Genomic DNA, 16,078 nt, shown 5'->3' on the forward strand with positions numbered 1-16,078 from the left:
ACTTCCCCACTTCCCCACTTCCCCACTTCCCCACTTCATAATTCCCAATTCCCACTTCCCCACTTCCCCACTTCCCCACTTCCCCACTTCCCCACTTCATAATTCATAATTCATAATTCATAATTCATAATTCATAATTCCCAATTCCCCATTGCCGCAAATCATGGCAAAATCTTAGACATAGCGTCTAACTTACCCTGAAGATTCCATGCTGTTAAAATCTACGACCCGTCATATTCGCATTTATACGGCTGAAGTAAAAAATAATCAATTAATCGAGAGTAATAATGTCTTGACTCTTGATGTGGATCCTGATAATGAATTTAATTGGGAAGAAGTGGCTCTCAATAAGGTTTATAGTAAGTTTGATGAATTGGTAGAATCGTACAATGGGGAAGAACTGAGCGAATATAATCTCCGTCGCATCGGTTCAGATTTGGAACATTTTATCCGTTCTCTCCTGCAAAAAGGCGAAATTAGCTATAATCTCAACGCCAGAGTGCAGAACTATAGTATGGGTTTACCGAAATTAGGGTGAACGCTCCCGCATCAGTCCCCACCCGGAGACCTAGGGGGTGGGGAAGTTGTATTGCGGCAATGAAGCGAACAATTGCCCGTCACTCATCCCTAATAATCGGATTGATTGAAATGTACCTTAAGGGCCACTTTCCGCACTTCTTAACAGCCTACAATCCTTTGCCAGTAAGGAATATAGCGACAATAATTGATTTTTATTCAAGTGAAGAATTGTCATTTTTTTTCTCAGAAAAAACCAATTATTGAAAATGTTCTCAATAGTAGTTTCTACAGTGAAGGTTTTTCGTCAAAACAGTTTGGGGAATGTAAAGATATATAAAAGTATATGAAGATAGGCGAAATGTCGGTTAAATTGACAATAGCAGACAGGGCCGGTGCCGAGCAGCTAAAACCTAATAAAAAGGCGGCAAAAAAAGGTTAAAAAAACTTAATAATCTCCAAAAAAGCTAATTATGCCCCTCGTTGGCTCTCTGGTTGGTGAAAGAAAAATCTAGGCTAATCCGATAATAACCGGCTGGCAAATCCTGCTAGGGGGGGTTTTATCTGTTAAAATTTCTTGTCGTCGTGAAGTGAAGCGGGAAGAGTATGCGAATTCTATTTGTGGGTGCCGAGGCCGCCCCAATTGCCAAAGTTGGGGGAATGGGAGACGTAATTGGGGCATTACCGAAAGTCTTGCGTCAGCTAGGTCATGACGTGCGGATTTTTCTGCCCTACTACGGTTTTCTCCAGGAAAAAATGGACATCCCTTCCGAACCTATTTGGTCAGGATTCGCCATGTTTCAGGATTTTTTAGTCTATGAAACGGTTTTACCCGATACGGATATTCCCCTCTACCTCTTTGGTCATCTGGCTTTCTCTGGACGCAATATCTACGGAGGCGAAGATGAGGCCTGGAGATTTACCCTTTTTGCGAATGGTGCGGCGGAATTCGCTTGGAACTACTGGAAACCGCAAGTTATTCACTGTCATGATTGGCATACGGGCATGATTCCCGTCTGGATGCACCAAGACCCCGATATTAGCACCGTTTTTACGATCCATAATCTCGCCTACCAGGGGCCTTGGCGGGAGGCGTTAGAAAAAATGACTTGGTGTCCTTGGTATATGCAGGGCGATAATACCATGGCCGCGGCGGTTCAATTTGCCAATCGCGTCACGACTGTCTCTCCCACCTATGCCCGTCAAATACAGACCCCCATTTATGGCGAAAATTTAGAGGGATTATTGTCCTATATTTCCGGCAATCTGGTGGGGATTGTCAACGGCATCGATACGGAGGTGTATAACCCGGCTAAAGATGTTTATCTTAAGCAGAATTTTACCCCAGAAACCATCGAAAAACGTCTGGCCAATAAAATTGCCCTGCAAGAAGAAGTGGGGCTACAGGTCAGCAGAAATGCCTTTGTCATGGGGATGGTGACGCGTTTGGTGGAACAAAAAGGTATTGATCTAGTGATGCAAATTTTAGATCGCTTTCTCACCTATACCGATGCTCAATTGATTATTTTGGGTACAGGCGATCGCTATTATGAAACCCAACTGTGGGAGATGACTTCCCGTTTCCGGGGGCGAATGTCCCTGCATCTTCTCTATAGTGATGCCCTTTCCCGTCGCATCTATGGGGGGGCCGATGCTTTGTTAATGCCTTCCCGTTTTGAACCCTGCGGCATTTCCCAATTAATGGCCATGCGTTACGGTTGTATTCCCATGGTACGCCGCACCGGTGGTTTAGTCGATACGGTATCTTTTCACGACCCGATTCAGCAAAAAGGAACAGGATTTAGTTTCGATCGCTATGAACCTTTAGACCTGTTTACCTGTATGATCCGGACTTGGGAAAGTTTCCGTTATAAACAGGATTGGCAAAAACTACAACAACGGGCCATGACTCAGGATTTTAGTTGGTATAAATCCGCTTTGGAATATCTCAAAATCTACAAACAAATCACCGGACAATCGGAGCAATTATCCGATGAGGAAAAAGATAAATTTGTTGCCCTGACTAGCAGTTAAATCCTCCTGGAGTAGGGGTGGAGAGATATCACCCCTACTCCAGCAGCAATTAATCGGTAATGGCGTTGAGAAGAACTTCCGCTAGGGTCATATCTTCCATATCATCGATAGTAATCGTGTCAACGATATCGAATTTGGCCCCTGCCGATTCTAGCTGATCGTCTAAAGCTTTGAGAAATTCTGTCGCTTGTCGATCATGGCCCACTTGAATCAGAGAAATGGCTAATTCTTCATCCCGATCGAGTTTTCGAGAAGCTTCGATAATTTGACGCATTACCGCTTTGCGATCATCTGGTTCTCCGTCGGTGATCACCAGAATAGTTTCTCCGTTGGGTTTAGTTTTGCCAGCAGTTTTGCGCTGAAAATAATTATTGAGGGCATCTTGGAGAACAGCGGCTAGGTCTGTCCTCCCCATGGGTTCATTTTCTTGATAAATTTGTGTCACCTTATCGGAAGTAACATTATCATAGCGTCGGAAACGTCCAGAAAAAAGATAGATAGTGATGCCGTCCGGATCGATTTCCTCGCACTTTCTAGCCAAGGCGAGGGTGGATTCTTGGGCAATTTGCCAACGGGTTTTCTCGCTGGGTTTATCAGCAGTGGACATACTGCCACTTTTGTCAATAATCAGAGTATAATCTCTGTTTTCTACCATAGGGGCTATACCTCCAAGCAATTTGCGCTCGTCCTAGTCTAATAGTTATTAAACTCTAGGATGGAAACTCTACCTCGATCGACTAGGGTTTTTTAACTATTGGGGGAAGGAGACAGCGTAATCAACAGCAGAAACTATCGCCAGAAAACCGGTCGGGCTAAAATGAAAAAACTATGAAAATTATTTCCTTAGCCGATGACTGATAGCAAATCGAGCGCCTCAACCGAAAAAAAGCCAGATCAGCCACCTTCTTGGAGTTTTTGGACGGTGTTTAGTTCCACCTTCCTAACCATATTTTTTGCTGAAATCGGCGATAAAACCCAATTAGCCACCCTTTTGATCAGTGCCGAATCCCAATCCCCCTGGGTGGTTTTTGCCGGGGCAGCCAGCGCTTTAATCGCTACCAGTCTCCTCGGTGTCCTGATCGGTTATTGGATTGCTCGACGTCTTTCCCCGAAAACTTTAGATATCGGTGTCGCTATTCTTCTCCTTTTGATCACTGGTTTACTCATCAGCGATATTCTCTAAGCCATCAGTGATCAGTATTCAGGAGACAGGGTGATAGGGTGATAGGGTTTTGGGGTGATAGGGTTTTGGGGTTTTAGGGTTTTAGTTGACATTCCCCCACTTCCCCACTTCCCCACTTCCCCACTTCCCCACCTCCCCGTCACCCCAATCTCTAAAATAAATGTCTTGCATAATTGATTTTTTGTAGTCCAAAAACGTCAAAAATAAGGATTAAGTTGCATAAAATCTCTAAATAGAGCATTTAATTGATTATTTTTCATTCCTAATTCTCCTGACTCCTGACTACTGGCTACTGACTCCTAACCAACCACGACAATTTTTAATTTTTACCAGAGGTCTAATTTATGAATTGGCAATTATTCGGACTGACATTTATCACGGTTTTTTTAGCAGAAATCGGCGATAAAAGTCAATTAGTAGCGATCGCTCTCGGTGGCAGTTCCAAATCACCTAAAGCTGTCTTTTTTGGCTCAATTACCGCCTTAATCTGCACCAGTTTCTTAGGAGTCCTTGCGGGGGGCAGTATGGCGCAGTTATTCCCCGCTAAGATATTAAAAGCGATAGCGGCCATTGGTTTTGCGCTGCTTGCTGTCCGGCTGCTTTGGCCAGATTCGGATTGATAATTGGGTTTGCGGCAAAAAGCTTTTCGGTGGGGGCAGGGTGTGGGGTGTGGGGTGTGGGGTGTGGGGTGTCGGAAGAATAAATAGAAATAATCTCCTGTCTCCTGTCTCCTATCTCCTGCCTCCTGTCTCCCGACTCCTGATAGCTAAAAAACTGAGGCAAATTCCAGAAAAATAATTAATTTTTCCTGAAAAAGTAGCGAAAATTACAAAAAACATCCAAAAAGTAGCGAAAATTACAAAAAATCTGCTAACCTAGCCGTAATATCACACAGATATTTGTAGAAAGATTCCCGAAAATCTCCTCAGCAAAAACATCCGTGTGAAGTAGCTAATATTGTCAGCGAGGTTAGTTCAAGATCATTATGTCAAATTTAGGACGACGTAGATTTCTCCTGTACGGTTCTGCCGCTTTGGGAACCAGTATTCTGTTAAAAGCTTGCGGTGGCAATCAAAGCCAAACCCCCACGGCCAGTCCTAGCCCAGCTGCTAGTCCCGCCCCGGCTTCTGGAGAGACAATTAAGGTGGGTATTCTGCACTCCCTCAGTGGCACCATGGCCATCAGTGAAACCAGCGTAGTTGATGCGGAAAAACTGGCGATCGAGGAAATCAATGCCGCCGGCGGTGTTCTTGGTAAACAGATCGAGGCAGTGGTAGAAGATGGCGCTTCCGATTGGCCAACTTTTGCCGAAAAAGCCACCAAACTGATCGATCAGGACAAAGTTGCGACTGTCTTCGGTTGTTGGACTTCCGCCAGTCGTAAGGCGGTTTTACCCGTGTTTGAAGCCAAAAACCATATGCTCTGGTATCCTGTCCAGTACGAGGGTCAAGAGTGTTCTAGAAATATCTTCTACACTGGTGCTGCCCCCAACCAACAGATCGAGCCGGCAGTGACTTGGTTGCTGGAAAATAAAGGGAAAAAATTCTTCCTCGTCGGTTCCGATTACGTTTTTCCCCGCACCGCCAACACGATTATTAAAGAGCAGTTAAAGGCGAAAGGCGGCGAAACCGTAGGCGAAGACTACCTACCCCTAGGTAACACGGAAGTTACCCCGATTATCACCAAAATTAAGCAAGCTTTACCCGATGGCGGCGTTATTTTCAACACCCTCAACGGTGACAGTAACGTGGCTTTCTTCAAACAACTGCAAGCGGCCGGTTTAACTCCCGATAAATATCCGGTCATGTCGGTGAGTGTTGCTGAGGAAGAAGTTAAACAAATCGGTAAGGAATATCTCCTCGGTCAGTACGCTTGTTGGAACTATTTCCAAACCGTAGATACCCCCGCTAACAAAAAATTTGTTGAGGCTTTTCGAGCTAAATTCGGTCAGGAGCGCGTCACTAACGACCCGATGGAGGCGGCCTACATCATGGTCTATCTCTGGAAGCAAGCGGTAGAACAAGCGGCAACCGCCGATGATCTCGACAAAGTTCGCGCCGCGGCCGTGGGACAAAAATTCGATGCTCCCGAAGGACCGGTGGAAATGTTCCCCAATCATCATATCTCCAAAACCGTCCGCATTGGTCAGGTGAGAGATGATGGTCTATTTGACATCGTTTGGTCAACTCCGGGGGTAGTGGATCCGCAACCTTGGAACCAATTTGTCCCCGAAACTAAGGGCTTTGCCTGTGACTGGACGGATCCGGCCAAGGGCGGTAAATTCAAAATGGAAAAATCCTAGTTTTAGGAATTTTTCCAGACAGTAACGAGAGTGAGGTGGGCATTACTGTTCACCCCACTTTTTAAAGCTTAAAAATGCACAGGAATAAAGAAAAGTGTCAGCATTATTGGAAGGATTGTTTAATGGTATTAGCATCGGTTCTGTGCTATTGCTGGCCGCTTTAGGACTAGCGATTGTTTTCGGACTGATGGGGGTGATTAATCTCGCTCACGGTGAGTTAATGATGTTAGGGGCCTACAGTACTTTTGTGGTGCAGAATGTCTTTAAAGGTTTCGGTTCTCCCCTCTTTGATACTTATGTTTTATTCGCCCTACCGATCGCTTTTTTAGTGTCGGGATTGGCGGGATTATTATTAGAAAGGGGGGTGATTAGGTTCCTCTACGGCAGACCCCTAGAAACGCTGCTGGCCACTTGGGGAGTCAGCTTAATTCTGCAGCAATTTGTCAGAAGTGTCAACGGGTTATTAGTAATTAGTTTAATAGTTTTCTGTCTGTTATTTTTTGGGGCAATGACCCTGTTAACTCGTCGCTTAGATTGGGAGAGAATTCGCAATTTAGCTATTGGTATCACCCTGCCTTTATCCCTAGCTATCGCTGGATTATTAGGCTATCTTTTATCTTTTAATCCGGTTCTCGCTCGACCCTGGTTTAGTGCCAGAAACGTCGATGTCACGGCTCCTGCTTGGTTACGGGGAGGTTTACCTTTACCCGGGTTTCAAATGCCCTACACCCGTCTATTTATTATCATTTTAACTGCCCTTTGTTTGTTAGGGACTTATTGGTTTTTAAATAAATCTTCTTGGGGTTTACGCATTCGTGCCGTCACCCAAAATCGCCAGATGAGTGCCTGTTTAGGCATTCCGACAAATCAAGTGGATGCTTTGACTTTTGCCCTCGGTTCGGGATTAGCTGGAGTTGCCGGTTGTGCGATTAGTTTCTTGGGTTCCGTCGGTCCAAACGTGGGACAAAATTATATTGTTGATACCTTCATGGTGGTGGTGGTGGGGGGAGTTGGTAATCTCCTGGGAACTATTATCGCGGCTATGGCGATTGGTGTGGCTAATTATTTAATTGGTTCGGGAACTTTTGCCCTGATTTTTGGTTCCGTAGAAGCACTAAAACCCCTAACGGATTTCTTCACCTTTTTCTCCACCACTAGCATGGCAAAAGTGATGATTTTTGCTTTAATTATTGCTTTCTTGCAATTCAAACCTGCGGGAATTTTCCCTCCTAAAGGACGTACTGCCGAGTTATAGATTATGATTACCGAAACCATCACTAGAAACGAATCCCGACAACGGGAAAAGAAAAAGTTAATCACGGAAATCGCTGTTATTGTTGGTTTAGTGGTCATCTTTGCGGTGTTACTGCCCTTAGCTTTGTCGGCTTTCCGTTTGCGTTTATTGGGGCGATTTCTTTCCCTGGCTATTGTCGCTTTGGGCATAGATTTAATCTGGGGTTATACGGGTTTATTAAGTCTCGGTCATGGCATCTTTTTTGCCCTCGGTGGTTACGCTTTGGCCATGTACCTAAATCTTCAGTTACCACCGGGACAACTGCCCGAATTTTTTACTCTCTACGGGGTGACAGAATTACCTTTTGTTTGGCAACCTTTTTATTCCCTACCTTTGACAATTCTAGCCCTAATTATCGTACCGGCGATTATGGCGGCATTATTAGGTTATTTAATCTTCCGCAATCGCATTAAAGGGGTTTATTTCTCGATTTTGACCCAAGCGGCTTTACTGGTATTTTTTAACTTTTTTAACGGTCAACAAAAGTTAATTAACGGCACTAATGGCTTAAAAACCGATACCCAAACAATTTTCGGGTTGCTGGTGGGTTCCGATGCCGTTCAAGTGGCCTTTTATTTACTCACAATTGTCTGTTTACTGGCTATTTATCTCCTCTGTCGTTGGTTAACTACTGGTAGATTTGGGCGCTTGTTAGTCGCCATTCGCGATGATGAGGTGCGTGTCCGTTTTTCCGGTTATGATCCTACTTGGTTTAAGGTGTTAGTTTTTGCCATTTCTGGGGCGATTGCTGGTGTTGCCGGCGCTCTTTATACCGTGCAAACGGGAATTATCACCCCTAACTCTATGGATGTGGCTTTTTCCATTGAAATGGTGATTTGGGTGGCTGTGGGGGGACGTGCTACCCTTGTGGGGGCAGTTGTCGGTACTTTATTAGTACGCATGGCCCAAACTTTTTTAAGCGAACAATTTCCGGAAGTCTGGGTATTTTTCCAAGGGGCCCTATTCCTAATTGTGGTGACAGTGCTTCCCGATGGTCTTCTCGGTGGGATTAAACGTTTGCTGACTCATTTTGGTTTCCGCAAAACTTTAATCACCTATCCTAGTATTGAGGAAGCTCCGGAAGTGCAATTGGAAAGAGAAGAATTAGAGCATAAGTGACCTTATTCTGTTAGTATTCTCCGAGTCAGGAGTGGGTCGTCAGGAGTGGGTCGTCAGGAGTCAGGAGATTATTTTTATTTATTCTTCCCACACCCTACACCCTACACCCTGCTCCCCAATTCATAATTCATAATTCATAATTACCAATTCCCTCTTAGAAATTATGACTGGAAAAATCTTAGAAATCGAGAATCTTACCGTTAGTTTTGGGGGTTTTAAAGCTCTCAATAATCTTAATTTCAGTATGGATACGGGAGAATTGCGGGTGATTATCGGTCCCAATGGTGCGGGAAAAACCACTTTTTTAGATGTGATTACGGGGAAAGTGCAACCCACCATCGGACGGGTATTATTTAAAGGTCGAGATCTCCGCAAAATTCCCGAATTTGCGATCGCTCGTTTAGGTATTGGTCGCAAATTCCAAACTCCTAGGGTATATTTAAATCTAACTGTCCGAGAAAATCTCGATTTAGTTAGCAACCGTAATAAAAATGTTTTCTCAACTCTTTTCGGTCGTCCTCCGCTAGAAGATAGCAGAAAAGTTATTGGTTTATTGGAAACTATCGGGTTAACTGCTAAAGCTGATTTACCCGCTTCTTTACTGTCCCACGGCGAAAAACAACGCTTAGAAATTGGTCAATTAGTAGCCCAGTCACCAGATTTACTGCTAGTAGATGAACCCGTAGCAGGATTAACCGATGAGGAAACGGAAAACGTGGGTAATTTGTTGTTAAATCTAGCGGAAAGTCATTCAATTATTGTCATTGAACACGATATGGAATTTGTCCGTCAAATTGCCCGCAAAGTCACGGTTTTACACCAAGGAACTGTTCTCTGTGAGGGGAATATGGAGCAAATTCAAAATGATCCGAAAGTTATTGAAGTTTATCTAGGTTCCTCGGAAGAATAAAGAGTAAAATGAGTAAAATGATTAAAATTAGTTAAAAAGGGTTGACAATGTTACACATATCTGATCTCAATGTTTACTACGGAGAAAGTCATATTTTAAGAGATGTTGATCTTAACATTAATGCGGGAGAAATGGTCTGTTTAATCGGACGTAATGGCGTGGGTAAAACTACCCTATTAAAAACCCTGATGGGGATTCTCAAACCGCGAGCGGGAGCAATTAATTATGAGCAACAAAACCTGATTAATAAAACCTCAGATCAAAGAGCCAGATTAGGACTGGGTTATGTGCCGCAGGGTAGGGATATTATTCCCCGTTTAACGGTAAAAGAGAATTTAATTCTCGGTTTGGAAGCTTTACCCACAAAAAGAAAAAATGCCACAATTCCCGAAGAAATCTTCGATTTATTTCCCGTTTTAAAAACCATGTTATCGCGGATGGGAGGAGATTTAAGCGGTGGACAACAACAGCAATTAGCCATCGCTCGCGCCTTAGTGGGGGAACCAAAATTATTAATTTTAGATGAACCCACGGAAGGAATTCAACCGTCAATTATCCTCGAAATTGAAGCGGCGGTACGGCGCATTGTTGCCAGCAAAGGAATCGCCGTTTTATTAGTAGAACAACACCTGCATTTTGTCCGCCAAGCTGATCGATATTACGCCATGCAGAAAGGGGGAATTGTTGCTTCCGGTTTCACAAGTGAATTAAGTCAAGAAGTCATTCAGCGATTTTTGGCGGTTTAAACTTAACTTTTTCCTTGATATATGACTCAAATAGTCGTAATTGGTGGCGGGGCAGCGGGATTTTTTGGCGCAATTAAAGCGGCAGAATCTAACCCCAAAGCTGGCGTTACTATCCTAGAAGCTGCCAAAGAACCTCTGGCGAAAGTGCGGATTTCGGGAGGGGGACGCTGTAATGTCACCCATCATTGTTTTGATGTTTCCCAATTGGTTAATTATTATCCTCGCGGTGGCAAAGCACTACGGGGAGCTTTTAGTCGGTTTCAACCCCAAGATACTATTAAATGGTTTGAATTGCGGGGGGTAAAACTAAAAACAGAAGCGGATGGACGAATGTTTCCCAGCACCGATAATTCTGAAACTATTGTTAATTGTCTGCGGGAAAGTGCGACTTTTGCCGGGGTTGATTTAAGGCTAAATTCCCCAGTTAAATCGGTAAAAAAACAGGAAGAAAGTTTTTTAATTGAATTAAAAAGAGATGAGCAAATTAGGGCAGATAAGCTTTTAATTGCTACGGGAAGTAGTCATTTTGGTTATCGCACCGCTCAAGATTTAGGTCATTCTCTAGTCTCTCCTGTCCCTTCTTTATTTACCTTTCAAATTGCAGATCCTCGTCTGCAAGATTTGTTAGGGGTTACTGTGGATAAAGTGCGAGTTCGTCTTGGGGGAAGTAAATTAGAACAAATCGGACCTTTGTTAATTACCCATTGGGGAGTTAGTGGCCCGGCTATTTTAAAACTTTCTGCTTGGGGAGCGCGGGTGCTTCACGAGCAGCATTACCGAATGCCTTTAATAATTAATTGGTTAGGGGATTATCATCCTGAAAAATTGCGAGAAATTATCTTACAAACTAAAAGTGAATATCCCAAAAGAAAACTTTTTAATTATTGTCCCTTTGAGCAGTTACCTAAGCGTCTTTGGCAGAGTTTATTAAGTTACTTGACTGTTAACTCGGAAACTCCCTGGGCCGAATTATCTAAAAATACTCTCAATCGATTAATGATTGAATTACAGCAAGGGGAATATCAAATCAAAGGAAAAGGGGTGTTTAAGGAGGAATTTGTCACCTCTGGGGGAGTGAATCTTCAGGAAGTGGATTTTAAAACTATGGAAAGTAAAATCTGTCCGGGGTTATATTTTGCCGGGGAGGTACTAGATATCGATGCAGTCACGGGGGGATTTAATTTTCAAAGCGCTTGGACCACTGGTTATCTCGCCGGACAAGCCATGGGCAATAGAAGGGTGTAGAGAGCGCTGGAGAGGGGGAAGTGGGGAAGTGGGGAAGTGGGGAACCTTTTTTCAGTAAACAGTAAACAGTGAACTGAAAACTCACATCTGACAACAAGGGCCGAATCTAAGACCTAATTGGTTAAGCTAAAAGCTTTGATGTGCTTAGTTTCTAACCTTCTTTTTAGGTAGGAGAATTGTCAGATTCTGTCTTTTGCCTCTTGCCTGTTGCCTCTTGCCTTCAGAAGCTGATAACTGACTCCTGAATACTGACTCCTGAATACTGACTCCTGACTCCTGAATACTGCCTTCGTTAAAACCGATTCCTTGATGCTGTTATTCCCAAATTGGACCGGCTGCAATTATTTCTTGGGAGGCAGTGGTAAATTGACGGAAATTTTCCACAAAACGATGGGCCAATTCTCGGGCCTGTAGGTCGTAGGATTCGCCATCTTGCCATGCTTGTCGCGGGTCGAGGATTTTTTTGGGAACTCCTGGGACAATTTCGGGGACGAGAACCTGAAAGATGGGATGAGGATGGAAAACCACTTCCTCTAAATCCCCATTTAAAGCGGCGGAAACCATAGCGCGGGTGTGTTTGATCGAAATGCGATCGCCGACTCCGTAGGGACCGCCAGACCAACCGGTATTAATCAGATAAACGGAGGTTTCGGGGTGTTGTTCTAAACGTTGCCCTAACATTTGGGCATAGACGAGGGGTGAGAGAGGGAAGAAACATTGACCGAAACAACTGGAAAAAGTCACCTGTGGGGCGGTGATTCCCCGTTCTGTTCCCGCTAATTTGCTAGTATAACCGGAGAGGAAATGATACATCGCCTGGTCAGTGGTTAATTTGGCGATTGGTGGCAGTACCCCAAAAGCATCGGCAGTTAAAAAGATAATAGTTTTTGGGTGGGTCCCCATGCCAGATACGGCACAATTAGGGATATAACGCAGGGGATAGGCGGCGCGGGTGTTTTCGGTCAAACGTCCATCATCGTAGTCGGGAAGGCGATTATCGGGGGAAAGGATCACGTTTTCGAGAATAGTGCCAAATTGAATCGCTGCCCAGATTTGGGGTTCGTATTCGGCACTTAAACGGATGGTTTTAGCATAACAACCGCCTTCAAAGTTAAAAATGCCGTCTTCTGACCAACCGTGTTCATCATCACCGATGAGGCTGCGTTTAGGATCGGCAGAAAGGGTGGTTTTACCCGTACCGGAGAGACCGAAAAAGAGGGCCGTATGACCGTGTTTATCCATGTTAGCGGCACCGTGCATCGGTAAAACCCCTTGTTTGGTCATCAGGTAGTTCATCATCGAGAAGACGGATTTTTTGATTTCGCCAGCGTAGCGAGTGCCACCGATGAGAACGATTTTTTTAGCTAGGTTGAGGACGATAAAGGCTTCGCTGTTCAGTCCGTCATCCTCGGGATCTCCTTGTAACCCCGGCAGGGCAATCACGGTAAAATCAGTTTCATGGGCAGCTAGTTCGATCGCACTGGGCCGGAGGAATAACTGATGGGCAAAGAGGTTATGATAGGCGATTTCGGTGACAACGCGCACGCCAAAGCGATAATTAGGATCGGCCCCGACATAACCATCGAAGATATATAGGTCTTTTCCCTGCACATAGGCGAGGACTTTTCGGTATAATTGCTGGAATTTTTCCTCGCTAATCGGCACGTTATGCTGATTCCAGTCGATTTCCTTTTCGCTGGTGGCTTCTTTGACAATGAATTTATCTTTAGGGGAACGACCAGTATATTTACCCGTTTCCACCACTAAAGCCCCATTATCGGCTAAAACGCCTTCATGACGTTTGATCGCCTGTTCGACTAATTGCGGTACGGAAAGATTGCGATAAACGCGACCGAGATTTTTCATGCCTAGGTTTTCGAGGCCGTAGGTAGGATGAATTTGATTTTCTAATTCGTAGTGGAAATTGACGTTCTCCATGCGATCGGACAAGGGACAAGAGATACTATCATTGGTCAGCGTGTGTAGAGTCAGCATAACCCCAATTCTCCTGATAATTTAGTTGTCGGTTTAGAGCTAAGTTCTAGGTCTCTGATTAGTGCAGTTATAGAAACTAGAAAAACTTCGTTCTCTGTCTTTTTCACTCCCAGACACCTAAGAAACTATATTGATTAGTTTATTTGACGATATTTCCCTGATTAATCTGGTCTTTTGCTGTCGGTAAAGCCAACTTTAGAGCGGTAATTGAGGCTTATTTGCGTATTTAACCCTCATCTCCCAGTCAGGGTTTTTACCTTTTCCCTCTTGCCGATCTAACTGCTTTTTCTAGCTATTTTTAGTCTAGCTATACAATAGGATACAGCTAATGTTTTTTTTACAAAAGTTAACAGCTAAACAAAATTGGTCAGCTAATCTAGCAGTTATCTTAATTGTGAGGTAGGAAGTCTCTGATTTTGGGAAACGTCAGAACAATAGCTGGTTGTCTAGAGATGATGACAATGATCCTAAACGTGGTCAAATCGATTTCACCGCTAATAAAAAAAAGTCGATTGACACAGAAACCAGTTAGGGTCCAAAATTGACTCTATTAGCCGTTGGCAAGCCTTAGAATTGATTGTGTAACAGGTTAATTAAGTCTAGCTCGATCTCGAAAAAAAACAACTAATAATGATCATCGCAGGAGAAAGAAGCGGAGTCGGTAAAACGACGATTACTCTGGCAATCTTGGCCTATTTAATCAGTCGTGGCGATCGAGTGCAATCTTTTAAAGTCGGGCCCGATTATATCGATCCCATGTTCCATACTCATTTTACCGGTCGCCCCTGTCGCAATCTCGATCCGGTTTTAACTTCTGAAGACTATGTAAAAACCTGTTTTGCCCAACACTGTCAAAATGTCGATTATGCTCTGATTGAAGGGGTCATGGGCTTATTTGATGGTATTCAATTAAGCGATACTCAATTTCCCGACTATGCCAGTACCGCCCATATTGCCCGTATTTTAGGGCTTCCTCTGTTGTTAGTTATCGATTGCAGCCGTTTATCTACCTCTGTCGCCGCTATTGTCCGCGGTTATCAATCTTTAGATAAAAATCTCCATCTAGCCGGAGTTATCCTCAATCGGGTTGGCAGCGATCGCCACCTGCAATTACTGCAAACCGCCCTAGAATCCATCAATATGCCGATTGTCGGGGTTTTGCGTCGTCAAGATTCCCTGACAATTCCTGATCGCCACCTAGGATTAGTTCCCAGGGATGAACTAGGAGAAATCAGGGAACTGCAAGATCAACTGGCTTCTATTGCCCAAAACTGCTTTAATTGGGACATTCTCTTGCCTTTACTGACTATTTCTCCCCAAGAGAACCCGAAAAGTCCCACAGAATCAAATAAGCTTTTTCCCCCTATCCGTATCGGTATTGCCAGAGATAAGGCTTTTAACTTTTATTATCCCGATAATCTCGATATTTTAGCCAATTTAGGCGCGGAATTAATCTTTTGGAGTCCCTTGCAAGGGGCAAATTTGCCCGAAAACCTGCAAGGGTTGTACTTTGGAGGCGGTTTTCCCGAAATCTTTGCCCCGGAATTAGCCGCTAACACCCCTATCTTAACCCAGGTGAGAAAAGCGATCGCATCGGGAATGCCCACCTACGCCGAATGTGGCGGATTAATGTATTTATGTGACAAAATAATTGATTTTGAGCAAAAAAACCATTCTATGTTGCAAATAATCCCCCAATCTGCTATAATGTCCCCGAAGTTAACCCTAGGTTATCGGCAAGCCATCGCCCAACAGGAGACGATCCTGCTCAAACCGGGTCAACCAGTGCGCGGCCATGAATTCCATCGCTCCCAATTGAGCGGGGTGAGCGACGCACCGGTTTATCAACTGCAAGCATTCCCAAAAAGTGCTATCAATGCCGAAGGGTGGCAAGGTAAGAATCTGCACGCTTCCTATCTCCACCTACATTTTGGGGCTAATCTGGGCCTGCCGAAAAAATTTTTAGCTGCCGGCCTTGATTTTTTCCGAACAGCTGCGTTAAGCTGATTGCAGATAAATTCAATAATTAATCCGTTCAGGGATACAGGAGGTGATGTCGATGGTAGAAAGTAGTAAAAGCATGGGTCTCCTAATCGACAATAGCCGGCTGTGCGCCGGGGCTGTTCTCTAGACCCCCACGTCTAAACAAGATTTAGACTAGCTGGAGTTCCTTCCGGCAGTCTGGTGTCGATTCTGATGACCCGCTACACCGCCCTTACCGAGCAATTGGTAAGGGCGGATAGTTTTTCAGGGTTTCCCGTCATCTCTTCACTTTAACTCTACGGGCGCAAACTAACCCAGCGCCGCTTCTGGTTGGGGGACACCATTTTAACGCCTGTCACCGAGATAATATCGTTGGCCAAATTGTCCGCCATCATGGGAATTAATCGATTCATATTATTCTTATAAGCTTTTATCCAGAATTCGGAGAGTTTATCTCGCGCCTCCTCATTAACGTAGATAGTTTTATCTGGCGTAATCAATACCATTGCCACGTCACCTGAGTTTTCCGTGACGGCAAAGACAAACTGATCACGGTCGGACTTGAGACCTTCGTACCAGTAGTCTAGGTGTTCTTCTAATTCGTATTCATAGAGAGCGCGTTCCATCTTGCCATCTTCTAGTAAAGCTTTACGCAGTGTATTGGCTATCTTTCTTTTTTTCATGGTCTTGTACCTGTTTTTGTCTGCGTTAAGTTTTGCCCATTAGGCATCACTTCTTATAGGAGTGCCAC

14 protein-coding genes are annotated in these 16,078 nt (G+C 44.3%); 11 read left to right on the forward strand and 3 right to left on the reverse strand.

Features of this window, described 5'->3' with window-relative positions:
* Positions 1-208 precede the first annotated feature (208 nt).
* Together ACE1AQ_RS19875 and glgA are read left to right on the forward strand one after the other, a co-directional pair.
* On the forward strand, positions 209-538 hold the full coding sequence (locus ACE1AQ_RS19875; protein ID WP_002738864.1) for an NAD(P)H-quinone oxidoreductase subunit M: 330 nt from the start codon (positions 209-211) through the stop codon (positions 536-538).
* Positions 539-1,122: 584 nt separating this feature from the next.
* Complete coding sequence (gene glgA, locus ACE1AQ_RS19880) at positions 1,123-2,550, forward strand: glycogen synthase GlgA (protein WP_008201448.1); 1,428 nt, start codon at positions 1,123-1,125, stop codon at positions 2,548-2,550.
* Positions 2,551-2,599: 49 nt separating this feature from the next.
* Here the strand turns inward: glgA and ACE1AQ_RS19885 are convergent, their stop codons facing one another.
* Complete coding sequence (locus ACE1AQ_RS19885; protein ID WP_008201450.1) at positions 2,600-3,205, reverse strand: VWA domain-containing protein; 606 nt, start codon at positions 3,203-3,205, stop codon at positions 2,600-2,602.
* Between the two features lie 195 nt (positions 3,206-3,400).
* Between ACE1AQ_RS19885 and ACE1AQ_RS19890 the strand changes: the two genes are divergently transcribed.
* From ACE1AQ_RS19890 to ACE1AQ_RS19925, 8 genes are all read left to right on the forward strand, one after another.
* Entirely contained in the window at positions 3,401-3,733 is a 333-nt protein-coding gene (locus ACE1AQ_RS19890) for a TMEM165/GDT1 family protein (protein WP_008201452.1), read from the forward strand.
* Between the two features lie 344 nt (positions 3,734-4,077).
* Complete coding sequence (locus ACE1AQ_RS19895; RefSeq protein ID WP_002732425.1) at positions 4,078-4,353, forward strand: TMEM165/GDT1 family protein; 276 nt, start codon at positions 4,078-4,080, stop codon at positions 4,351-4,353.
* A gap of 365 nt (positions 4,354-4,718) precedes the next feature.
* The gene (gene urtA, locus ACE1AQ_RS19900) at positions 4,719-6,035 is read left to right on the forward strand and encodes an urea ABC transporter substrate-binding protein (RefSeq protein ID WP_008201455.1); all 1,317 of its coding nucleotides are present in this window, start codon (positions 4,719-4,721) and stop codon (positions 6,033-6,035) included.
* 94 nt (positions 6,036-6,129) lie between these two features.
* Positions 6,130-7,290, forward strand: coding sequence for a branched-chain amino acid ABC transporter permease (locus tag ACE1AQ_RS19905; protein WP_110543902.1), 1,161 nt, complete (start codon positions 6,130-6,132; stop codon positions 7,288-7,290).
* Positions 7,291-7,293: 3 nt separating this feature from the next.
* Positions 7,294-8,448 (forward strand): urea ABC transporter permease subunit UrtC, encoded by a 1,155-nt coding sequence (gene urtC, locus ACE1AQ_RS19910; protein ID WP_008201458.1) that lies wholly within the window; start codon positions 7,294-7,296, stop codon positions 8,446-8,448.
* Between the two features lie 163 nt (positions 8,449-8,611).
* Positions 8,612-9,358, forward strand: a complete 747-nt coding sequence (gene urtD, locus ACE1AQ_RS19915; RefSeq protein WP_002777291.1) for an urea ABC transporter ATP-binding protein UrtD — start codon at positions 8,612-8,614, stop codon at positions 9,356-9,358.
* A gap of 47 nt (positions 9,359-9,405) precedes the next feature.
* Complete coding sequence (gene urtE, locus ACE1AQ_RS19920) at positions 9,406-10,104, forward strand: urea ABC transporter ATP-binding subunit UrtE (protein ID WP_008201463.1); 699 nt, start codon at positions 9,406-9,408, stop codon at positions 10,102-10,104.
* 21 nt (positions 10,105-10,125) lie between these two features.
* A complete protein-coding gene (locus ACE1AQ_RS19925; RefSeq protein WP_008201464.1) occupies positions 10,126-11,349 on the forward strand; it encodes an NAD(P)/FAD-dependent oxidoreductase in 1,224 nt (407 codons plus the stop codon).
* A 315-nt stretch (positions 11,350-11,664) separates the two neighbouring features.
* Here the strand turns inward: ACE1AQ_RS19925 and pckA are convergent, their stop codons facing one another.
* A complete protein-coding gene (gene pckA, locus ACE1AQ_RS19930) occupies positions 11,665-13,344 on the reverse strand; it encodes a phosphoenolpyruvate carboxykinase (ATP) (protein WP_110543900.1) in 1,680 nt (559 codons plus the stop codon).
* 630 nt (positions 13,345-13,974) lie between these two features.
* On the opposite strand from pckA, the gene ACE1AQ_RS19935 reads away from it, so the two are divergent.
* Entirely contained in the window at positions 13,975-15,351 is a 1,377-nt protein-coding gene (locus ACE1AQ_RS19935) for a cobyrinate a,c-diamide synthase (RefSeq protein WP_110543898.1), read from the forward strand.
* A 272-nt stretch (positions 15,352-15,623) separates the two neighbouring features.
* On the opposite strand, the gene ACE1AQ_RS19940 is transcribed toward ACE1AQ_RS19935, so the two are convergent.
* On the reverse strand, positions 15,624-16,010 hold the full coding sequence (locus ACE1AQ_RS19940) for a hypothetical protein (RefSeq protein ID WP_008201472.1): 387 nt from the start codon (positions 16,008-16,010) through the stop codon (positions 15,624-15,626).
* Between the last annotated feature and the right edge of the window lie 68 nt (positions 16,011-16,078).

Origin of the sequence: Microcystis sp. BLCC-F209 (assembly GCF_041928595.1) — a bacterium.
Taxonomy (GTDB): domain Bacteria; phylum Cyanobacteriota; class Cyanobacteriia; order Cyanobacteriales; family Microcystaceae; genus Microcystis.

Bases quoted from the DNA above. Each gene is read 5' to 3' on its own strand.
- ACE1AQ_RS19890 (WP_008201452.1), top strand. From the start codon at position 3,401: ATGACTGATAGCAAATCGAGCGCCTCAACCGAAAAAAAGCCAGATCAG.
- ACE1AQ_RS19935 (WP_110543898.1), top strand. From the start codon at position 13,975: ATGATCATCGCAGGAGAAAGAAGCGGAGTCGGTAAAACGACGATTACT.
- ACE1AQ_RS19875 (WP_002738864.1), top strand. From the start codon at position 209: ATGCTGTTAAAATCTACGACCCGTCATATTCGCATTTATACGGCTGAA.
- ACE1AQ_RS19940 (WP_008201472.1), bottom strand. From the start codon at position 16,010: ATGAAAAAAAGAAAGATAGCCAATACACTGCGTAAAGCTTTACTAGAA.
- urtE (WP_008201463.1), top strand. From the start codon at position 9,406: ATGTTACACATATCTGATCTCAATGTTTACTACGGAGAAAGTCATATT.
- ACE1AQ_RS19895 (WP_002732425.1), top strand. From the start codon at position 4,078: ATGAATTGGCAATTATTCGGACTGACATTTATCACGGTTTTTTTAGCA.
- pckA (WP_110543900.1), bottom strand. From the start codon at position 13,344: ATGCTGACTCTACACACGCTGACCAATGATAGTATCTCTTGTCCCTTG.
- urtC (WP_008201458.1), top strand. From the start codon at position 7,294: ATGATTACCGAAACCATCACTAGAAACGAATCCCGACAACGGGAAAAG.
- glgA (WP_008201448.1), top strand. From the start codon at position 1,123: ATGCGAATTCTATTTGTGGGTGCCGAGGCCGCCCCAATTGCCAAAGTT.
- ACE1AQ_RS19925 (WP_008201464.1), top strand. From the start codon at position 10,126: ATGACTCAAATAGTCGTAATTGGTGGCGGGGCAGCGGGATTTTTTGGC.
- urtD (WP_002777291.1), top strand. From the start codon at position 8,612: ATGACTGGAAAAATCTTAGAAATCGAGAATCTTACCGTTAGTTTTGGG.
- ACE1AQ_RS19885 (WP_008201450.1), bottom strand. From the start codon at position 3,205: ATGGTAGAAAACAGAGATTATACTCTGATTATTGACAAAAGTGGCAGT.
- urtA (WP_008201455.1), top strand. From the start codon at position 4,719: ATGTCAAATTTAGGACGACGTAGATTTCTCCTGTACGGTTCTGCCGCT.